The organism is Paenibacillus sp. GCM10027627 (genome assembly GCF_042675505.1).
In the GTDB taxonomy this organism is placed as follows: domain Bacteria; phylum Bacillota; class Bacilli; order Paenibacillales; family Paenibacillaceae; genus Pristimantibacillus.
Genome location: NZ_JBHTHB010000001.1, coordinates 810,512 through 830,563, shown reverse-complemented (window position 1 = coordinate 830,563; position 20,052 = coordinate 810,512). Strand labels below are relative to the sequence as shown.

16 protein-coding genes and 1 riboswitch are annotated in these 20,052 nt (G+C 51.6%); of the genes, 1 reads left to right on the top strand and 15 read right to left on the bottom strand.

Annotated features, from left to right (window positions below):
- Positions 1 to 21: 21 nt before the first annotated feature.
- The 7 genes from cobS to ACFQZE_RS03890 are packed head-to-tail and all read right to left on the bottom strand — an operon-like array spanning position 22 to position 6,367.
- Entirely contained in the window at positions 22 to 843 is an 822-nt protein-coding gene (gene cobS / locus ACFQZE_RS03920) for an adenosylcobinamide-GDP ribazoletransferase (RefSeq protein ID WP_379353864.1), read from the bottom strand.
- Positions 825 to 1,802, bottom strand: a complete 978-nt coding sequence (cbiB, locus tag ACFQZE_RS03915) for an adenosylcobinamide-phosphate synthase CbiB (RefSeq protein WP_379353862.1) — start codon at positions 1,800 to 1,802, stop codon at positions 825 to 827. The genes cobS and cbiB overlap by 19 nt, the downstream gene beginning before the upstream one ends.
- A complete protein-coding gene (gene cobU / locus ACFQZE_RS03910; protein ID WP_379353860.1) occupies positions 1,799 to 2,398 on the bottom strand; it encodes a bifunctional adenosylcobinamide kinase/adenosylcobinamide-phosphate guanylyltransferase in 600 nt (199 codons plus the stop codon). The genes cbiB and cobU overlap by 4 nt, the downstream gene beginning before the upstream one ends.
- Before the next feature lie 14 nt (positions 2,399 to 2,412).
- Entirely contained in the window at positions 2,413 to 3,492 is a 1,080-nt protein-coding gene (gene cobT, locus ACFQZE_RS03905; protein ID WP_379353857.1) for a nicotinate-nucleotide--dimethylbenzimidazole phosphoribosyltransferase, read from the bottom strand.
- A 36-nt stretch (positions 3,493 to 3,528) separates the two neighbouring features.
- Positions 3,529 to 4,317, bottom strand: a complete 789-nt coding sequence (locus tag ACFQZE_RS03900) for a heme ABC transporter ATP-binding protein (protein ID WP_379353855.1) — start codon at positions 4,315 to 4,317, stop codon at positions 3,529 to 3,531.
- On the bottom strand, positions 4,317 to 5,357 hold the full coding sequence (locus ACFQZE_RS03895; protein WP_379353853.1) for a FecCD family ABC transporter permease: 1,041 nt from the start codon (positions 5,355 to 5,357) through the stop codon (positions 4,317 to 4,319). Before ACFQZE_RS03895 ends, ACFQZE_RS03900 begins: the two co-directional genes overlap by 1 nt.
- On the bottom strand, positions 5,357 to 6,367 hold the full coding sequence (locus ACFQZE_RS03890) for an ABC transporter substrate-binding protein (protein ID WP_379353851.1): 1,011 nt from the start codon (positions 6,365 to 6,367) through the stop codon (positions 5,357 to 5,359). Before ACFQZE_RS03890 ends, ACFQZE_RS03895 begins: the two co-directional genes overlap by 1 nt.
- 160 nt (positions 6,368 to 6,527) lie before the next feature.
- A riboswitch (cobalamin riboswitch) is annotated at positions 6,528 to 6,746 on the bottom strand.
- Between the two features lie 111 nt (positions 6,747 to 6,857).
- On the opposite strand from ACFQZE_RS03890, the gene ACFQZE_RS03885 reads away from it, so the two are divergent.
- Positions 6,858 to 7,337: a hypothetical protein gene (locus ACFQZE_RS03885; protein ID WP_379353849.1), complete on the top strand. Its 480-nt coding sequence runs from the start codon at positions 6,858 to 6,860 to the stop codon at positions 7,335 to 7,337.
- 60 nt (positions 7,338 to 7,397) lie between these two features.
- Here the strand turns inward: ACFQZE_RS03885 and ACFQZE_RS03880 are convergent, their stop codons facing one another.
- From ACFQZE_RS03880 to ACFQZE_RS03845, 8 genes are all read right to left on the bottom strand, one after another.
- Positions 7,398 to 8,084 (bottom strand): sulfite exporter TauE/SafE family protein, encoded by a 687-nt coding sequence (locus ACFQZE_RS03880; protein ID WP_379353847.1) that lies wholly within the window; start codon positions 8,082 to 8,084, stop codon positions 7,398 to 7,400.
- Positions 8,081 to 10,333, bottom strand: a complete 2,253-nt coding sequence (locus ACFQZE_RS03875; RefSeq protein WP_379353845.1) for a heavy metal translocating P-type ATPase — start codon at positions 10,331 to 10,333, stop codon at positions 8,081 to 8,083. Before ACFQZE_RS03875 ends, ACFQZE_RS03880 begins: the two co-directional genes overlap by 4 nt.
- 169 nt (positions 10,334 to 10,502) lie before the next feature.
- Complete coding sequence (locus ACFQZE_RS03870) at positions 10,503 to 11,822, bottom strand: deoxyguanosinetriphosphate triphosphohydrolase family protein (protein ID WP_379353843.1); 1,320 nt, start codon at positions 11,820 to 11,822, stop codon at positions 10,503 to 10,505.
- 97 nt (positions 11,823 to 11,919) lie between these two features.
- Complete coding sequence (gene add, locus ACFQZE_RS03865; RefSeq protein WP_379353841.1) at positions 11,920 to 12,954, bottom strand: adenosine deaminase; 1,035 nt, start codon at positions 12,952 to 12,954, stop codon at positions 11,920 to 11,922.
- A gap of 264 nt (positions 12,955 to 13,218) precedes the next feature.
- Complete coding sequence (locus ACFQZE_RS03860; RefSeq protein WP_379353838.1) at positions 13,219 to 14,619, bottom strand: alpha/beta hydrolase family protein; 1,401 nt, start codon at positions 14,617 to 14,619, stop codon at positions 13,219 to 13,221.
- 123 nt (positions 14,620 to 14,742) lie between these two features.
- Complete coding sequence (locus ACFQZE_RS03855) at positions 14,743 to 15,054, bottom strand: rhodanese-like domain-containing protein (protein ID WP_379353836.1); 312 nt, start codon at positions 15,052 to 15,054, stop codon at positions 14,743 to 14,745.
- Between the two features lie 88 nt (positions 15,055 to 15,142).
- Positions 15,143 to 18,058 (bottom strand): VWA domain-containing protein, encoded by a 2,916-nt coding sequence (locus ACFQZE_RS03850; protein ID WP_379353834.1) that lies wholly within the window; start codon positions 18,056 to 18,058, stop codon positions 15,143 to 15,145.
- The gene (locus ACFQZE_RS03845; RefSeq protein ID WP_379353832.1) at positions 18,042 to 20,042 is read right to left on the bottom strand and encodes a BatA domain-containing protein; all 2,001 of its coding nucleotides are present in this window, start codon (positions 20,040 to 20,042) and stop codon (positions 18,042 to 18,044) included. The genes ACFQZE_RS03850 and ACFQZE_RS03845 overlap by 17 nt, the downstream gene beginning before the upstream one ends.
- Between the last annotated feature and the right edge of the window lie 10 nt (positions 20,043 to 20,052).

The window sequence follows — 20,052 nt, the reverse complement described above, 5'->3', positions numbered from 1 at the left end:
AACTCCTATGTAGGCATATCTTTAACCAGTTGTTTGTTGCCAAATGACAATGGCTAGCAGCAATGCCGTTTCGACTGCTTCATTCATAGCCCCATACGTATCGCCCGTTAGTCCGCCCAGCTTTTTATTCAGCCAGCTTGCCATCGCCCATCCGCATAGGAAAGTAATCGCAAGTGCTGAAAAGAGCAACAGTATGGATATTTTATAATTAATGCCGCTAATCATTAGCGAAGTGAAAGAAAATACGGCAGCTACAAATAGCGAATGAATGACCGACATTTTATTAACACCATTAAACAAACGTCCGATTCCTTCATTTGGCCTTGCCGGCTTCCACCCTCCGATTGCCGCAGCCATCCATGCCCGGCCCAAGCAAGCGCAGCCGATTAGAAGTGCCCCTAACGGAATATCGTTTCTTCCGCTGTTTTTCAAAAGCTCGGCCAGCAGTGATGCCTTCAAAAGCAGCAAAAGAACAGCCGCAAGCACGCCCATGGCGCCCACTCTGCTGTCCTTCATAATATCGAGCATTTTGTCCCGGTCCCTATGGCTCAGCACGCCGTCTGCCGTATCCATCCAGCCGTCCAGATGAAGCCCGCCGCTAAGCGCAACCCACAACGCAAGCAGCAGAACGGCAGCCGGCCATGGGGGCAAAATAAGGCCAAACGCCCAAGCGGCGGCGCTAAGACAAAAGCCGATCAGCAGTCCAGCGAACGGAAAATAAATAATGCTTCGAGTCAGCACCGGCTTTTCAAAAGGGACGTTCACCGGAACCGGAAATCTCGTTAAAAATTGTATAGCTGCCAAACAAGCTTGCCCATGCAGCTTCACTCGATTAAAAACCATGCCGCTATCACTCCCGAAAATATCAATACGCTGACGCCATACAAAAGCCTAACCGTCTGCAAAATATCGTTAGCTTCAATGGCCCGTATCGGCCAGCCCATCCGCGCCCGTTCGCTCTCTACGCCAAAATAGCGGTTAATCCCGCCAAGCTCGATGCCAAGCGCGCCTGCCGCCGCCGATTCCGGAATACCGCTATTCGGGCTGGGATGCCGCTTGGCAAACACGCCGATAGCTCTCCAACTGCTGCGTGCATTCATCCCAGGCAACATCGAAGCGACGATCACTTGCAGCACTCCCGTTATTCTTGCGGGAATATAATTGAGGGCATCGTCCAATCTGGCGGAAAACCAGCCAAAGTGGATATATTTTTCATTTCGATAGCCGACCATGGAATCCAGCGTATTTACCGAGCGGTACAGCATAGCGAGAGGTGCGCCGCCAACTAAGGCAAACAAAATAGGAGAAATGAACGCATCCACCGTATTTTCCGCGACCGTCTCCACGCAAGCTCTCGCCGCTTCCTTCTCCGTTAACGAATCCGTGTCTCTGCCTACGATATAGCCGACATATTTGCGGGCTTCGTTCAAATTCCCTTGAACAAGCGGTATGTATACTAGCATCGCGGCCTCTTTCAGCCCTTTGACGGCGATGGTCGTCGAAATAAACCATGCCGATACGGCATAACCGAGCCAAACATGAATCGAATCGGCTGCCCAAACGACGATCCACATGACCGAAGTACTTCCGAATATGGTTAGAAAAGCTAGACAGAAGCCCAGCCATTTTGTTTTAAGGCTCGTAACGGTCGATTTTCCCGCGTGCAGCTTGCCTTCCAGCCAACCGATCCATCTCCCGATCCAAATGACGGGATGAGTCGGCCATTTCGGATCGCCAATGATCCAGTCTATGGCAATCGCTGCGGCAACAAGGAGAAGCAGCTCTTGAAAGCTATAAATCATGTAAGCTCCTCCCAGCGGAAAGCGAGCGCCTTCACATCGACGGGAATACCCGCCGTCACCAAAAACACCTTGTCGCACACGGCTGCGACAGCTTGATTGAGCCGGCCCGCCTCATCCCTGAATGCTCGTGCAAGCGCATTTACAGGGACGATTCCATCGCCTACCTCGTTTGTTACGATTAAAAGCGGATAAGGATATTGTTGAATCGCAAGCACAAGCTCCCGGGCTTTTGCCGCAAGCTTTTGCTCTGCGTGATTGTCGTTTTCATAATAAAACATCCAATTGGTCAGCCATAACGTTAAGCAATCCAGCAACACAACAGGCGGCTTTTGTGTGGGCTCGGCCAAGAGCTTTGCCCGGATTCCTTCCCCATAAGCTTGTAAAACAGCAGCCGCCTCCAGCGGCTCTTCCTTCGTTTCCCAGATAAAACCGGATGCCTCGCGGTCGTGTTTATGCTTGCTTATGCGGTCATCCATTTCATTATCGAATGCTTGGCAGGTCGCCACATACATCCCGTGAGCAGCCAAGCGAGCGGCATATTGCTCGGCGAATCTGCTTTTGCCGGATCTAGCCCCGCCCGTAATCAATATGGCCATACGTATCCTCCCGCTTATTCTTTGGATATTCCGGCGCTTTCAAATGTCGCCATCTCTTGCATGAGCCGCAGCGTCGCGTCTATAAAATGGAAGCATAAAACGGCGCCCGTTCCTTCGCCCAACCTCATATCCAGCCGGATGAACGGTTCGAGTCCGATCGCCTGAAGCAGTTTAAGATGGCCTTGCTCCTGAGAAAGATGGGACGCAAACATATAGGGCTTTACTTTATCGGATAGCCGGGCCGCAATGAGCGCGGCAGCGGAAGAAATGTAACCGTCAATAACGACTGGGCACCGATTGGCCGCTGCGCCGATTAGAATGCCAACAAGACCGGCAATTTCCGCTCCGCCAACTTTGGCCAGCACATCAAGCGGGTCCAGCGGATCGGGTTCGTTCGTGCTGATCGCTTTTTTAACAATTTCAACTTTATGTTTGAACACTTCATCGTTAATGCCAGTACCGCGGCCCACCGCCTCTTCGGGAGGCAAACCGGCCAGTACGGAAGCGATCGCTGCGCTGGCCGTTGTATTCCCGATTCCCATCTCTCCGGTCGCAAACAATCGGTATCCTTTTTTAATCTGGTCTTCGACAACGGATACGCCAACCAAAACGGCCTGGAGTGCTTCCGCTTTCGTCATCGCCGGTCCTTTGGCCATATTTTTTGTGCCCCAGACGACTTTGCGGCTCAGAAGCGACTCATGCCGCAGTTCGGCAGCAACTCCGATATCGACGCAAACGACTTCTGCTCCCGCTTGCCGCGCAAGGGCGTTAACAGCCGCCCCGCCATTTAAAAAGTTGTGTACCATTTGCGGCGTTACCGCTTGAGGGAATGCACTTACCCCTTCCTCGCATACCCCATGGTCGCCCGCCATCACAATGACCGCTCGTTTGGACAAATCTGGCCACAGCTCTCCAGTCGCTCCCGCTAATTGCCGCGCGATGGCTTCAAGCTTCCCAAGACTTCCGGGAGGCTTCGTCAATCCGTCGGAATGACGCTCGGCGCGAAGCGCAGCATCGGCGTCAAATAACGGGATTCGATTCAAGACGGCTTCCAGTTGGTTGATTTCTTGTAATTCCTCATTACCATGATTCATTTCTCTGTTCCTCCTGAATAGGTGTCGTACCCTCTTCTATTCGGCGCCAATGCCGGAATGAAGCAAAATTTGAGGCTTTCCTGATTCCGGATGTTTTACAATGGTCGATTTGGCGCCATAGATGGACTGAATTAGCTCGGCCTGCAACACTTGCTCCGGCGTTCCGGACGCCCCTATTTTGCCATCTTGAATTGCAATTAGCTCATCGCAATAAAGCGACGCCAAATTTAGGTCATGGAGCACCGCAATAACAAGCAGTCCACTTTCCTTCTGCCATGAACGAACGGCGTCAAGCAGCTCGATTTGAAAGCCGATGTCGAGATACGTCGTCGGCTCATCGAGCAGCAGCACTTCCGGCTGCTGCGCCATCAGCTTGGCCAGTGCGACTCGCTGCCGCTCTCCTCCGCTAAGCTGATGAATGCGCCGCTCCTGCAAATGACGAACTCCCGCTATAAGCATCGCTTCCTCCACGATTTTTTCCGCATCCCCGGAATCATGCCCCAGCCAGTTTTGATGCGGATATCGGCCCATCGAGACGATTTCCCGAGCGGTAAAGCCGACGGGCGGAATGCCGCCTTGCTGAAGCACCGCGAGCTTTTGAGCAACGGCTTTCCGCGGAATTTGAGAAATGGGATTTCCTGCGAGCCGTACTTCACCCGAGTTTGGAGTATCGGTTCCCGACAGCAGATGGAGCAAGGTCGTTTTTCCGGCGCCGTTAGGTCCTATAATTCCATAAAAACGATTGCTGCGGAAAGAAACCGAAACATTTTGCAAAATGGTAGTCTTCCCCCGGACCGCCGAAACGTTTTTGGCTTCGAGCTCCATTACCCCTCTCCCCCTTCCGCCTTCATTTTGCGATGCAGCAAATAGGCAAACACCGGTGCGCCGATCAAAGCCGTAACGACGCCAAGCGGCAGCTCCTTCGGACTGAGCACGTTGCGGGCGAGAGTATCGGCCCAAAGCATAAAAGTAGCTCCTCCTATAGCAGAGAGGGGAATTACGATTCGGTAATCCGGTCCGGCAATAAGACGGATGACATGCGGAACGACTAGACCTACAAAACCGATGACGCCGGAGACGGATACGGCAGCAGCCGTCAAAAGCGTCGAAACGATCATCACGATCAGCTTCGTTCGTTCCACTTGGACGCCCATATGGGCTGCGTGCCTCTCTCCAAGCGCAAACAGATTTAGAGCTTGTCCATAATAAAGCAGCACGGGCAAAGCGACCCCGAGAAATGGCAGCAGGATGTACACATGCTCCCAGCTGCGCATGGCCAGCGAGCCCATAATCCAGAACAAAATTTGGTTGACCACTCCTTGCGACATCGAAACCATTAGCGAAACAAATGCACCCAAAAACGACTGGATAATGACGCCGGACAAAATGACAGTTTCAATTCGCATCGTTCCTTGCGAGCGGGAAAGCCAAATGACAGCAAACAGCGTAACGATACCCGTCAAAAAAGCTACGATTGGCAGCGTCCATAGCCCTAAAGCAAGTTGAAGCCCGAACAAAATAATAAATGCGGCTCCGACCGAACTGCCGGAGGCGACGCCAAGCGTATAAGGTTCAGCCAGCGGATTGCGCAGCACGCCTTGAAAGCCGGCGCCTGCCAGCGCCAGACAGCTCCCCACTAGCACTGCAAGCAGCACCCGCGATAGCCGAACCTGCGTAACTACCGCAATTTCACCGCTTGTCCACTGAAGGGGCCGATCCGACAGCCATGGCAGCTGATGCAGCAGAATGCCCCACACATCGGCAAACGACAAGCCGGCCGATCCAATCGACAAGCTTGCAATCATAGAAACAGCAAGAAGGAGCAAAGCTGCTCCTCCATACGTGATTCGTTTTAAATTTGGCATTATTTCATAAGCTCTGGATGGATGGCTTTCGCCAGCTCAAGCAATCCATCCGCCAGCCGCGGTCCTACGCGAACTAGAGGGTCGTTAGTAACGGCAACCATTTGTTTGTTTTTCACCGCATCAATCGTATCCCAACCCGGACGCGCCTCGATGGCTGCGACAATGGAGCTTTTCTCCTCTCCAAAATCAGGATAAATAATGAGCTGAGGATTTTGCGTGACGACTTCCTCTGCATTTACTTCATACCAGCCCGCTTGCGCAGCAGCAATATTTTGGCCGCCGGCGATGGTGAGCAGCTCGTCTAGAAATTCGCCCGAGCCTACCGTCCAGCCAGGAGAAAACTCCAAGTACACTTTCTTTTTCTCAGCGTCTTTAACGGCAGTTGCCACTTTTTCCTTCACATCGCGCATATGATCGGCCACTTTGCCCGCGCCTTCTTGCATATTCATAATTTTACCGATTTCTTCAACTTTGGCAATGACCGCGTCATAGGTTTTTGGATCCGTCGCGTATACGTTCAGTCCTAGCTCGCGCAGCTTGGTAATGGCATCCACATTCATGGACGACGAAGCTAAAATGAGATCGGGATTAAGCGCGGATACCGCTTCAATGTTCGTTGTCATATCTCCGATTTTTTTAACGGAAGCCGCTTCAGGCGGATAGTTGCTCCAATCGTCGACGCCGACGACTTGAGCCCCCGCTCCAATTGCGTAAATCGTTTCTGTCTCGCTCGGCACAAGCGTGACGATAGCTTGAGGCGCTTTTTCAAACGTAAGTTCCGTGCCTGTAGCATCGGTTGTTTTGTATGGATAAACGGTTTGCCCCGGCTGTTCCGTTGGCTCTGCGGAAGGTGCAGCCGACTCTGCTGCCGAACCTTGTTCCGTTTGTTCCTTGTTCGTACCCTCTTCCGGTTTACCCGTATTAACGCCGCAGGCAGCAAGCGTCACCATCATCATAATGAGAAGGATAGACATGATGGACTTCATTTTGAGCAGTTGCATAGCTTTCATCTTCATTTTCACTCCCGGTTAAGTTAGATAGTCTTTTGTTCAATTAACATGCGGCACCAAAAAAGGCGCCTCCGGCAACTGTGCCGGAGGCGCCCATAAACACGCCGTAATAAACGGCGAAGAAGCCCTTCCAACACCTCCCTAAATCCACGTAGGTTAAAGCGTTAGCAAACAGGCAGATTTTCTGACTTGGAATTGCGCAAGCGGCGTTATCGCGGGCGGGTATGCCCAATGAAAAAGCTGCTTAGACGCTGGCTGCGCGCATATGCTAAAACATACGCTGCTCTCCTTACAGTGGCGGGTCCGTGCCGGATTGGAACCGGCTTCCCTTTTAAGCTACTGCGATCTTGCGGTATCGGCAAAACGATTGCTGCCAATTGCACATGACCCCAGCGGCACCTGTTTACGTTCATATGAAATAATCAGTAGTAACTATACACTCCAGCCCGGTATTTGTCCAACAATTTCATCACTTGACGGAGGGATTGCAATGAATCATAATGACAGCCAATTCGAAAATGACGCCAAAGGGACGCTGTCCCGGCGCTCTCCCTTCTTTTTCGTATTGTTTATTGTCGGCCTTTGCTTCCTTATTGTTGCGGTGTGGTTTTTGCTTTTTAATGAAAAAGCGTCGTCCGCGGATCCCGCTGTGACTGAGCATCTCGTCGAGGATGGAAAAATGATTTGGTCGATTAGCGAATACCCGGCGCTTGTCCTTCAAAACAATACGTTTACCGTCACTCTATTCGACAAGCATGGGGTTCCCGTGAAGGGGGCGCAAATGAAAATAAGATTGGATATGATCGGGATGGCTTGCGGTCATTACGATTTTGAGCTGGCCGAAACAGCCGCGGGGGTGTATGTAGGAGAAGGAGTTCCGCTTATGGCCGGTTTATGGAAAGCGTCCCTGAACTTAAAAAACGACGGCCGCGAGCAGCAGATCGTACGTACGTTAAAAGCGGTTCACTAATATTGAATAGTTTAAGCGACAGAAGACGCTGAATGGCTCCATAACGTGAGTAACATGAAATTACCAGAGCCAAGGAGATACCGTTGGAATGATGCCGTTTGCCGCTAACCCTTTCAAAATGGATAAAAGACCTACGGCAATCGCTGCCGCAGTACCTGCCTTGCGCATAAATTTTCTCCATTTCTTTCCTGCGTATGCAGCAATGGAGGCCGATGCCGCCAACGCGGGAAATGTGGCAAGACCGAATAAGGCCATAACGGCGGCCCCTCCACCGAGCGTACCCGTTGCCGCAGCGTTTATCCCCATCGCGTAAGTAAGCCCGCACGGCAGAAAACCAAAGGCAAATCCAGTGGCGAGCACATGCGCCGATTGTTTGCTCGGGAGCGGCGTTTCTTCTAGCGCAAGCTTTTGATGAAGCTTGCCGGAGAGCCTGCTCAAAAAAGGGATTTGTACTTTGCGCCACAGCCACAAAAGAACAAAGCAGCCTCCGGCAATGGAGGCGAGTCCCTGTATGCCCGCCAGCTTGCCGGCCACATCCACAAATGAGCCTACCGCTCCCATAGCAGCTCCCATCAACGCATAGGAGACTATTCGGCCTGTATTATAAAATAAAATGGACCGTCTGGCCGACACGCCGGATTGCAAAGAAACGGTCGATACGATACCGCCGCACATGCCGATGCAGTGCGGGGCGCTGAACAAGCCCGACAGAAATATAAAGAGGACACTGTTCCAAGCGATCGTCATGGCTGAGCCTTCTCTCCTGAATGGTCCAGCCTTGTCTTTAGCCTCAGCGCATTTGTTACGACAGATACGGAACTGAGCGCCATCGCCGTTCCCGCCATCCAAGGTTTGAGCAAACCGATAGCGGCGAACGGTATAATTGCCATGTTATAGAAAAAAGCGAATGCTAAATTTTGCCGTATATTGCGGATCGTCAGTCTGCTTAGCTTAATGGCTTCCGGAATGGCCGACAATCGCGAAAACAGCAGCGTAACATGTCCTGCATTTAAGGCGCCGTACGTCCCATTTCCCATAGCAATGCCAATATCTGAAGCTGCCAGCGCCGGAGCATCGTTCCACCCGTCTCCCGCCATGGCGACTGTCCCGCCCCCTCGTTTCAGCTCATGAACGAGCGTCAGCTTGGATTCCGGCATCATGGAAGAATGAACATCCGCTGTTTTGATTCCGAGCGCTCTTGCCACAGCAAAAGCCGGAGCGGAATGATCGCCCGTTGCGATAACAGGCGTTACCTTTAGTCGGCGCATTTCCGCTGCCATCGCTTTTGCTTCCGGCTTAACGGCATCTCCAAAGCCGATTAGGCCAACGCAATTTCCTCGGATGACGGCATATAAGACTGTTTCCCCATATTTTTCTCGTTCTGCCGCAGCATTTAAAACCTCCTTGGAGAGATGGCAACCCATCCGCTCCACGTAGAGCTTATTTCCGACAGCCGCATGCTCTCCTCTCACGCATCCTTCGGCTCCTCCGGACGGCGTATAGGCTAAACGTTCAGACGCCGGCAATACAAGGCCGAACTTTCCAGCTTCCGCCTGGAGCGCATGGGCCAAAGGATGATCCGATTCCTTTTCCAAAGCGGCAACCGTACCAAGCAAATAAGAGCGGCTTATCCCAAATGCGGCCATAAAGTTCACTTTGGGCTTTCCTTCCGTCAACGTTCCCGTTTTATCCAAAACTATCGTTTTAACGGCAGCCAGCTTTTCTACCGCACTCGCTTCTTTGGCAACAATGCCCCGTTTGGCAAGCTTGCCCGATGCAATGACAAGTGAAATAGGAGCAGCCAGTCCTAATGCGCAAGGACATGCCGCGAGCAATACGGCAATGGCGCAGACGGCCGCTTTGCTCCAATTTCCGGGGTCGGCCCATAGCCCCCATCCGAGAAAAGTGGCGGCGGCCGCCATTAACATAGCCGGGACAAACCAGCCGGCAACCGCGTCCACTTGCCTCTGAATAGATGATTTCGACTTCTGTCCCTGTATAACAAGCTCTTGTATTCGGCTTAACATCGTATCGTGCCCAGCTGCATGCGTCACAATTTTCAGCTTGCTGTATACGTTTCGCGTTCCCGCCCAAACGGTATCCCCCGGCAGCTTGCTGACCGGAACGCTCTCCCCTGTAACAAGCGCCTCGTCGATCATCGATTCGCCGCTCAAAATGGTGCCGTCCACCGGAATCAACTCATGCGACTCCACATGGACAATATCGCCCTGCCGAACGAATTCCGTCCGAATCTGAGACAATTGTCCGCCACGTTCCACCGTTGCGCTCTGGACGCGAAGCTGCTCGAACCCGTAGGATTCGTTTTGCGCTTTGAGAGAAGCGGAGGTTTCGATGTATTTTCCAAGAAGAATCGCTGTAATGACAACCGCCGAGGTTTCAAAATACAGGGGCGAGCCGTGATCGTAGCTTTGGGTGGCCAAAACCGCCCCATCGCGAAAGACGACATAGTGGCTATATAAGTAAGCGGATGTGGTGCCGATGGCAACCAGCACATCCATATTGGCGCTTTTTTGCCGAATGGCGTAGTAGGCTCCAAAATAAAACGGCATCCCCAAAACAAATTGAATGACCGTTGCAAATGCAAGTTGTATGAAGGGCTGAAACAGCCAGCTTGGCAATGTATCGGCTAAGGGAGCGAACCATGCCAAATGTTCCGTCATCCCGGCAAGCAGCGGCAAGGTTAACAAAATAGAAGCTAGCAAGCGCAGGCGCAGATGCCGTTTCTCCCGCAGCAGCCCTTCTTTTGCCGTCTCATTGGTCATGGCGGAAAATCCGAGCTGCCCGACCTTGTCGGCAAGCTGCGCTTGCGTAACCGCTCCTTCATAAATTTGAACCCAAGCCGTGCGCAGCGGGAAGCTGACCGCGACCTCGGATACCCCTTCCATTTTTCCAATCGTTTTTTCAATCCGGGCCGCGCATGCTGCGCAGCTCATTCCTTGTATCGTAAAATCCAGCTCCAAAATACCGCCGCTCATCCACTTCTACCTCCGATCCCCGCAAAGCTTCTTTTCACCGGGCATGTACCGCCGCTGTATACTATATGACCGTAAATCGCACAGCATGATGGTTGTTGATGAAAAGATGAAGGTTCAGAGTCCTTAACATAGAAAAACCCGCACGTTTTCACGTACGGGTCTTCATCATTTAATCTCTTTCATAGATGGAGCCGATTCGGCTCGCAAAAAGTTCCGTGTACACCTTTTCAGCGTAAGCGTCCGTCATTCCTGCGATATAATCGGCTACGAGACGCTCCCAAGGCCATTCGTGTTTATGCTTTTCATAGCTTTCAACCCAGTCTGGAGGCAAGATGAGCCTTCCGGTTTCATACTGCTCCAAGCTGTCCCATAGCCGCTGCAACATATTTTCGCTTCGCTTTTGCAGCCTTTGTACGCGAAAATCTTTAATTAGCGTCACCCAAGCGAGTTTTTTCAAAATTTCCATTGTCCGCAGCAGTTCAAAATCTTCCGCACCGTCTTTGACAAAGGTAACTCGCTTCCAGCCTTTTTTGGGATCGTCTATAATGCCGACGCCGCTGGCAAATTTGCTTACCCATCTTGCTTTCATTTCGCGCCGTGTTCTCGACGTTTCCCTGTCATTTTGCACATAGATCGTTTTCCACTGTTTATAGTAGTCCTCTAGTACGCTGCGAACCATTTCTTTCAGATTGGTTTGCTCCCACTGAACGGCGGCCATGCTCGCAGGGTCGTCGATAATTTCTTGCGCAACGGCATCTACAAGCCGGTCATCTTCAAAAAAGTCTTCCGTCACAATAATTTTGCCGGCACGAATGCCGTCCTCGATATCGTGGGTGGAATAAGCAATGTCATCGCATAAATCCATTAATTGAGCTTCCAAAGTGCTGCATCCTTCCGGCATGCCCCACAAATCGCGCAAATATTGGATGCCAATCCACTCCATCGGATAAACGCCCTTCATTCGCGAAGGCTCGTTCATGCAATAAGGATATTTGTTAATCGCCAGCAGCGTCGCCGCCGAAAGATCAAGCCCGCGCTCGCTTTCGGCTCTCTTCTCAAGGAACATGAGAATGCGGAAGTTTTGAGCATTTCCTTCATAGGGCACGCCGTATCGCTCTCTCAGAATACGATCCAGAACCTCTTCGCCTTTGTGACCGAAAGGAGGATGGCCTAAATCATGAGCCAAGGAAGCGCATTCGACGACTTCCGGCACCAGCATTAAACCGGGATGCTCGTTGCCCGCCAAAAAAGGGTATGTTTTGCCCAAGCGGCGAGCCACTTCCCTAGCGATTTGGGATACTTCGAGCGAATGAGTCAGCCTTGTCCGATAATAATCGCCCGACCCTGCGGCGAATACTTGCGATTTTCCTTGTAGCCTTCTAAAAGCCGGCGATTGAATAAGCCTGGCATAATCTTTTTCATATTCATCGCGATCTTCGCTGGAATGTGTGTTTTCCGTATCGTACAGTCTTAGCTTTCTGATGTTCATCTAATCGAGTTCCCTCCTGGCACAAATCATCCGAACTCCTCTATTAGAATCCTTTTTCCCGTTTCAAGTCAATATCATTCTTCAAGAGGAATAGGGATTAACGGCCGGAATTTAGCCAGCGGGACAATTGCAGCTCCATGTCGGATTGCAGCCTCAAGCGATCCTCTCCTTGCAGAAACGCCGCCTCTACACCGTTTTTGACGATTTGAACAAGCTCCTTCTCCGTAAAATGCAATTCTTCCTGCAGGATTCGATATTCTTCCGAAATAGTGGTGCCGGACACGGTCAAATTATCGGTATTTACCGTTACAACAACGCCCAGCTCAAAATATTCGCGCAGCGGGTACATCGCCCAGCTTTCGGAAGCTTTTGTTTGCAAATTGCTGACGGGACAAAGCTCAAGCGGAATCCGCTTTTGTAAAATCAGTTCCACAAGTTCCGGATCTTCCTTCATTCGGACACCATGGCCGATCCGGGAGGCGCCCAGCTTTTGCACAGCGGAGCGAACGCTTTCGGCTCCGGCGGCTTCACCTGCATGAATGGTAATCGGAATCCCTCGCTCACGGGCTAATTCAAATACGGATTGGTACAGGTCGGCGGGGTAAGCGGCTTCCGATCCGGCCAAATCGACGGCGACGACACCTCTGCCTAAAAAAGAAGCGGCCGCTTCAACCGTTTCGCGGTTCAGCTCTTCGGAATGTCCGCGCAAGCAAATGGCAATGCAGCGGGCCACAATGCCGAATTCCGCTTCGCCTCTTTGCAGCCCCAGCACAGCATGATGGATAACTTCCTCTACCGAAAGCCCTTGCTGCCGATGGAGCTGGGGAGCGAAACGTACTTCGATGTAACGGCAATTTTGCTCCGCTGCCTGCTGGACCAACTCATAGGCCACTCTCTCCAGAGAGTATGGAGTATGAAGAAACTGCCCGACAAATTGAAATTTGCTTAAATAGTCCGATAAACTGAGGCATTCTCCCTCCACTTTCATATAAGGAAGCAAGGCATCCGCGTCTGAAGCCGGTAAAGCAATCCCGCTTTTTTCTGCTAAATCAATAACCGTATCCGGCAGCACGCTGCCATCCAAATGAACATGCAAGTCTACCTTTGGCAACGACAATATCCGATCATTCATCGATGTGTTCCTCCCATATCTACTAGCCGCGTTTATCGTGCCAGAGGATAAATTTTTTAAAATCTACTATATAACGTTGAGAGGCCCGGTGTAAATACGAATGATTTCCAAATGGCCATGCTTTTTTTACATTGTCGGCTAGTCTTTACAAGACTAAACTTCGGAATCTAAACTTACATGCTTAAAGCAGCAAGACAAAACAAAAGGTTCCCTAAAGCAACGCTTCAAGAAAACCTTTATTCGGGGAATAGGAGATCCGGGAAGTTACGGCCTGTCTTTCACATTTTCGTTAAAAAACTGGAGCAGCCCCTTATTTAATTTATTCAACATGGAATGTCCTCCGTCCCCAAAAAGAGGAGAATAAAGAATCGTGTCCGAGAAGCTTAAATGATGGGCATGTTGAAATACCCATTGCTGGCCTTTATTTTTTAACATGCCTTTGACCCTTTTATCCAGTTCGCCGGCAGCTTCCAAATAAGCTTCTTTGGATTGAAAGCCATAGGACTCAAAATCGCCCGCTCCCTCTATAAACCGCTGTGTATCGCTTGTAATAATGTACAAAAAAGGATTGGGTAGCCCATTCGTTAACTCCTTGCCGTAAGGAAAACCGTCCATATTGACTCCGGCGAGCAAATCGGGTCTCTCGGCCATGGCTTGCGCCGCTGCAGCTCCGCCAAACGAATGGCCCAGCATGCCGACCCGGTTTAAATCAAGCTTGCCCGTCAGCGAACCTAAACCTCCGTTGTCCCCTTCGTTTTGCCTCTTAAGTTGCTCTAGAACAAATAAAATGTCATCCACCCAAACTTGCATATGTTGTCCGTCCGATTCCCAATCGATTTCATCGCTGAATTGCACCTTTCCTACCGCTTGTACACCATCCGGAAAAAGAGCGGGAATGATGGAAAAGTACGGATGCTCCAGCGCTATGACGATATAGCCGTTGCTGGCCAAATTTTCTGCGAAGCTGGTATACATAAATGCAGAAGCCTCGTACGCTGGCGAGAGCAAAATAACGGGATAAGCCGATTGTTCCCGCGTAATAGGAGCTTCCGTAAACGAATGAGTTTGGACCTCTTTAAAACTGCTAAGGAGCGAACGCACGAGCAGCGGTTTCCCCTGTTCAATTAGCCGAATTTCATCTGCCGTAAAAGCGTATGGCGCCGTTTCCTCCCCGTCGGTCACATCGGCCGGGTACCACGCTTTGGCGAGCACTTGTCTCTTGTCCGCAGGATCAGTCGTATACTGCTCCTCCCGTTCTCCATCCGTCCAGCCAAGCTCGGTTACGCCAATCGAATAAGGGCCGGTTGGCGTTGGAAGCTGCACCGCAGGGAAAAGATACAGCGGCAAAAAAACGGATATTGCAAGTCCAACGAGCCCAGCCGTTCCCGCAAAAATGCGTAAACAACGTCTTCTCTTTTCATTGCCCCATTTTGTATTGCTTGTCCACCTTCCGATGGCAAAGCCGATCGCAATGAGGGTCAACATCCCGTATACCATCACACTTTTAATCCGGAAACCATCAACCGTCAAGTGAATGATAAATAAAAGCAGACAGCCCGATATCGCGGCAGCCGTTCTTATGGCGGTACTCCAGAGATTAAATAGACAGCCTGCCAGCAGCAAGGCTAGTGCAAGCGCCAATCCCATTTCCAGCAGCTTCATCATGTCCCCTCCCTTATAAAAGGGTATCACCTCAAGCTAAACTTTAGCTAAACGGGGGCTTAAAGGTAAAGAAAAAAGCGCGGAATGCATCCGCGCCGTTACTTGCTCTATTACAGCTTGTCTTCATTATTCGCCTGTTTCAACATTGCCGGACCAAGCCAGCATTCCGCCCGCTACGTTGACCACGTCAAACCCTTGCAGCGTCAAAAACTCGCATACTCTACCGCTTCTGCCGCCGCTTCTGCAAATAAAAACGACTTCGCCTTCTACCAAATGAACTTCGTCTGCGCGGGCTTGAAATTCGGAAAGCGGAATGCTTCTAGCCTCTTTAATATGGCCGTCTATCCATTCATCAGGTTCCCGCACATCAATCAAATTAAGCTTAACGCCTTGCTCCAGCTGTTCTTGCAGCTCGGCGGCTGTCATTTCGCGATACATGGCTTCATCACCCTTCTACTGCGTTTCAATTAAATCTATTCGAATGAATTGTATCGTTTTGCATGAAAAATGTCTACGACAAGGCTTGTTATCTCCGAATTTTGTTTTTGGCGGCGAGCAGCCGGTTGACAGTCGAATGGTCGTCGTCTGGTTTTGGGCCTTCATCGTTCGGCTTTGTTTCCGCCGGAGTTATCGGCCAATCGTGAGCCGTTTTTTTCGAGTCCGTTATCGGTAGCTGCTTAGAGCTTAATAAAGGTTCTCTTTGAACGGAAGCCGGACTGGCTAATGTCTCTTTCCTCTCTTGCTTTTCCTTGTTATTCGAATAAAATCTGCTCTTCTCCTCTGTTCGCTTCTTTAGTTTAGACAATGTTGTCATAGAGGAAGCCGTTGCAGCACCGACGTTCCGTTCATGACGGTGCCGCGATGACATCGCTTTTCCAAGCCGTGCCATCATCGATTGCCATGGCAATGAAACACGCCGCAAAGCAATGTCGAGCAGCCAAAGCAGCAGAATGGCGATAAGCCATTCTCTTGTCCAATCGTAAGGCTCCTTCCATTTGGACGGCTCAAAATGATAGCCTTCCGCTGGGGAGACAGCCGACAGCTCGCGTCCGCCCGTTAAGGCCGCAACCCGTTTTAGCGTCTCTGCGCCTGAGCCATCCCCGATCCGATATTCCGGCGAATACGGAATGACATACCCTGCTGTAAATTCGCCGCCGGACTGCCCGTTTTTGCTTGTTTCGATTCCCGTCAAATAGGCTCCGGGGTTCATCGGGCCAAGCTCGGCTTCATAACGGCCGGGCGCGACCGGCAGCAATTGTTTCCGTACCGTTTCTCCATCCGCATTTTGAATAACAGCTTCAAGCCCTTGCGCGGCGCCGCCATCGTCGCTCGTTGATTCCACAATCAACTTGCCGTCCGGCCCGTTCATCGATGTCGAAATTCGGTAAGGCGAGCTGTCAAACTGAGGGAACGTCCATTTGACCCACTCTGTGAAGATGGCCGGAAATTCGTTCCAGCCTGTCCAGCCCGGCGCCCATTTTCCAGTGAAGTCGCTCGTCCACGCCACGGATCGGCCTGAACCGTACGTCCACCTAGCGAGCAATGGATCGCCATCCGGCGACCAAAGCGCCGTTTCCGCCATTTCTTTCGGAGTGGTCGCAATATAGGCTTGAAGCTGCGGCAACCCATTTTCCCATAGTGAATTCCAGTCGCCCGCAGCTCCGATAGACGGCGTAATCGTTCCATCCACGATATAGGTGCGCGACATCAGCACCGTTTCACGGCTAAATATGGCGGGCAGCGTACTTTGATCCTTTGTAAAGTAGTATCGGCCATTCCCGTTTTTGGCGAGCGACTCCAGAAGCGCCGTATCCGAGCCGTCCCCAACCGCAACGGTGGATAACGTCATGTTGTTTTCTACCATTGCATCAGTAATCGTTGCGTAGTTCATAGAGGTGGAGGACTGCCCGTCCGTCAGCAAAATCATATGTTTTCGCTGCGCTTCAAAATCGAGCAAGCCACGATATCCCGCATCCAAAGCGGTATAAATTTCGGTTCCGCCGCTTGGCTGAATGCTTTGAATTTGCCGAATGATGCTCTCCCTCTCCGACAGCTTGGTCGGCTCTACTACCCACTGCGGTGCAGAGTCAAAAGCGACGACTCCAACGGTGTCGGCATCCCGAAGCAGCTCTACAGTGCGAATTGCCGCCTCTTTCGCAAGCTCCAGCTTCCCGTCCGACATGCTGCCTGAACGGTCAATGACAAGAACAAGCCCTAAAGACGGGATTTGTTTTTTTCCCTTCAGATCCATATAAACGGGGAGCGCATCCTCAACCGGCGTTTGAAAGTAGCCGCCTAGTCCAAAACTTTCGTCCCCGCCCAGCATCATCAGCCCCACTCCATAATCGCCGACCGCCTTTGACAGCCATTCCATCGGTTTTTCGGCAATGCGAGTCGCGGGTACGTTGTTTAAAATAATGCTGTCATAAGCTGCATACTCCGCAAGCTCTAAAGAAAGCTGCTCCGGACTAATCGTTAGATGCCGGATAAGCGAAGAAGCAAGAGCCGACTCGATGTTGCCCGAGGTGCCGGGAGTTCCTTCAACGACCAGCACAGACGGTGGACCGCTAACCCGGCTGAACGCATGGGCGGCATTGTTCGCAGGCTCGCCGTCTCCAGGGAGGAACAGTTCCGCACGAAACCGATGAAATCCGGAATCTAGAGCAACGCTTTGCAAGGCGAAGCGATTTTCCCCTTTTTCAAGCCGAATGCTCGACGTGCTAATTTCACGATTGTCTTCAAAAAGCGTTAATTCGGCATCTCCTGCAAACGTGCTTTGAATGCGCAGCTCAAAGCTGAACGTTTCTCCTTGCTTAAGTACGCTGGGCACGATTAATTCATCGATAGCAGCGTCCTTTTCCAATTCGGAGGACATGTCGACAACGTCGACGGCAATTCCCGCATCCTTCAACAGTTTGGCTTGACGCATGACATCGCCTGCATTTTGGGCCCCGTCAGACAGCAGCACAATTCTTCCGTCTCTTCCGGCAAGCATGGCCGCTGCAAGCTGCAATCCTTTGGACAAATCGGTGTAACGGTCGTTCAGACCCGTTTTGAATTCATACCGCTCCTGATTAAGAAGCGATTCTGAAGTAAGCGGACGGTCGGCTGCCGCATGCAATCCGGTCGAGACGATTGCTCCTTGGTCCTCCGTAGATTTGCTCTTCCAGGCATCCGCAATCCACTTGCCGATTTCGTCCCGGCTTTTCATGCTCGCCGAACGATCAGCGACAAAAACGAGATTGCGCTCTTCAACCGTTCGATAAGGCGCAAGTCCTGCTGCAATTATAATTAAGAGGAACGTAATCAGAGCGCGGGTCGCAATGACTGCCGCTTTCCGTTTTCCCTTCAGCCTGGGAGTTCCTTTGACCATCCATCCGATATAGAACAGCCATGGCACGAGCAGCAGAAGCAGCCACGGTGAATCAGCTTGAACGCCCACGTCGGTACACCTCCCACTCCAGCGCCATGACGACTATCAGCAAAACAGCCGCCCATAGCTGCAAGGATGCATGCTGCGTTTTAGGCCTATCAGTTATATCCCGGGCCTGTTCGCTATTGCCCGATTCGGCGGAGGCGGCCGTTTTTAGACGCAAATCCGCTTGCCCTTCCCCCATAAAAGCCCATTCTCCCGCATAAGCAGCTACGGCCAAATAGCGGCCAGGAAGAGAATTGCCATCGACATCCCATTCATGCAATCGGTAAAGTCCCGGAACGGCAGGAGCTTCCGAGGCGCCTTGGTATGAGGGATCAAGAGCTAGTGGCCCCAAACCAGAGCCCTGCTGCTTGTTCCCCTCAGCCGATAAATGTTCCACTGCCTCCCATTCCGCTTTTGCCGTTTCCGGCCAAAACGGGATGGGGAAAGGCTCGCCCGCTGTAACCGTTCCAAGCTGTTCAATAGAACCGCCGTTCATCCACTGGGCGGATTGCAAAATTAATATCGGAAATTCCGGCCTGAGCGGAAGATCCGTATCTTGAAGCTTAAACGTATAACGAAGCTTGGGCCTGCCGTTTTCTTCTCCCGCATAAATGGCTGGAATGTCGCCATAGGTCAAAATCGCTTCTCCCCAGCTTGAGTCGTTCAGGTCAACAGGGGACATTTTGCCAATATGCGTATCATGAAATGAAAGGTAAGAAGTAACGGAATGCTCTTTCTTCTTAACTTCAGTATGTTTGGGCGCAACCGAATCGAGACCGCCGCGTCCCGGATGATCAATGATCCATAGCGGCTTCTTATCCAGAAGCGCCTTCCAATCCGGGTCTTCCAGCTGAAGCTCGGATATGCCGTCCAGCAATATCCAGTCGATTTCTTCAGCCATTTCCTTGGCGGGCGGCGCGCCGCCTGGACTTGTTTTGACCGGCTGCACCCAGGAAAGAATAAGCGCTTTTTCCAAAAACATATTCCCTTCAGTCACAAGTAGAGCTTTGCGTGCTTGTTGTATGGAGGGGAAAGCGTAAGCCGCATTATCGGCAAGGTATCCGTCTCCTTCAGACACAATGAGGGCTTTATAAAATAGGGCCGGAGCAAGTCCGCTTGCCTCCGCGCTGCCCCATTCGCCAGTGTTAACCGTTAATTGCAGCTCGTCCAAAAGCTGAAGGCTGCTCGCATCGTCGCCACCCATAATCTTCACCCGATACTCTTTTTCGGTTCCGGAATCATTTCTGACCGTAACGGAAATGGACTGAAGCGCGGGATCGCTAACGTCCGCCCTCACCCCGAAGCTTTGAATAGAGCTATTGCCGGGAGGAGCCGCTCCCCCCATCTTAACGAGTTCGAGCGGAGCTTGAAGTATAAGGGAACTCGCATCCTGAGCGTCCTCCCACCGCCCATCCGTAAACAGCACCGTATACCCGGCGCCATCGCCTTGATGAAGCGAATCGGCGAGCGATAAAGCGGATGTATTGTCGGTCGCCCCGTAGTAAGGCGTCAATTCATCCAGCAGGGCGCTGAGCTTGTCGCGATCCGCCAGTTTGGCCGCCAACGTTTCGGGGCTTGAGCCGGAAGCGACAATGGAAACGGGCTGAGCCTTTGGCTTGGCGTTAATCCACTCTTTAGCCGCAGCAACTGCGGACTGGAACGTCGTTTTTTGCCCGTTGTCAGACTGGTTGGACGTCGGAACAAAAGCCATGCTGCCCGATCGGTCTATGACGAGCACGGCATGGCTCTGCGAACCCGGCGGTTTCGTCACTACGGGTTCCATAAGCGCAAGAACAAGAAGCAGCGCCGCAAAAAGCTGCAAAAGCAAAAGCCAGCGGCTTCGAAGGCGCTGCCACGGCTTATTGGCTTCCTGCTCTTCAAGCAGCCTCCTCCAAAGCAGGTGGCTCGATACTTCTGTGTCTCTGTAAGTTTTTTTAAGAATATACATAAGCGCAATAGCCGGCAGCGCAAGGGCGAACCAGGCGGACGCCATCGATAAAAATTGCATTTGACTTCCT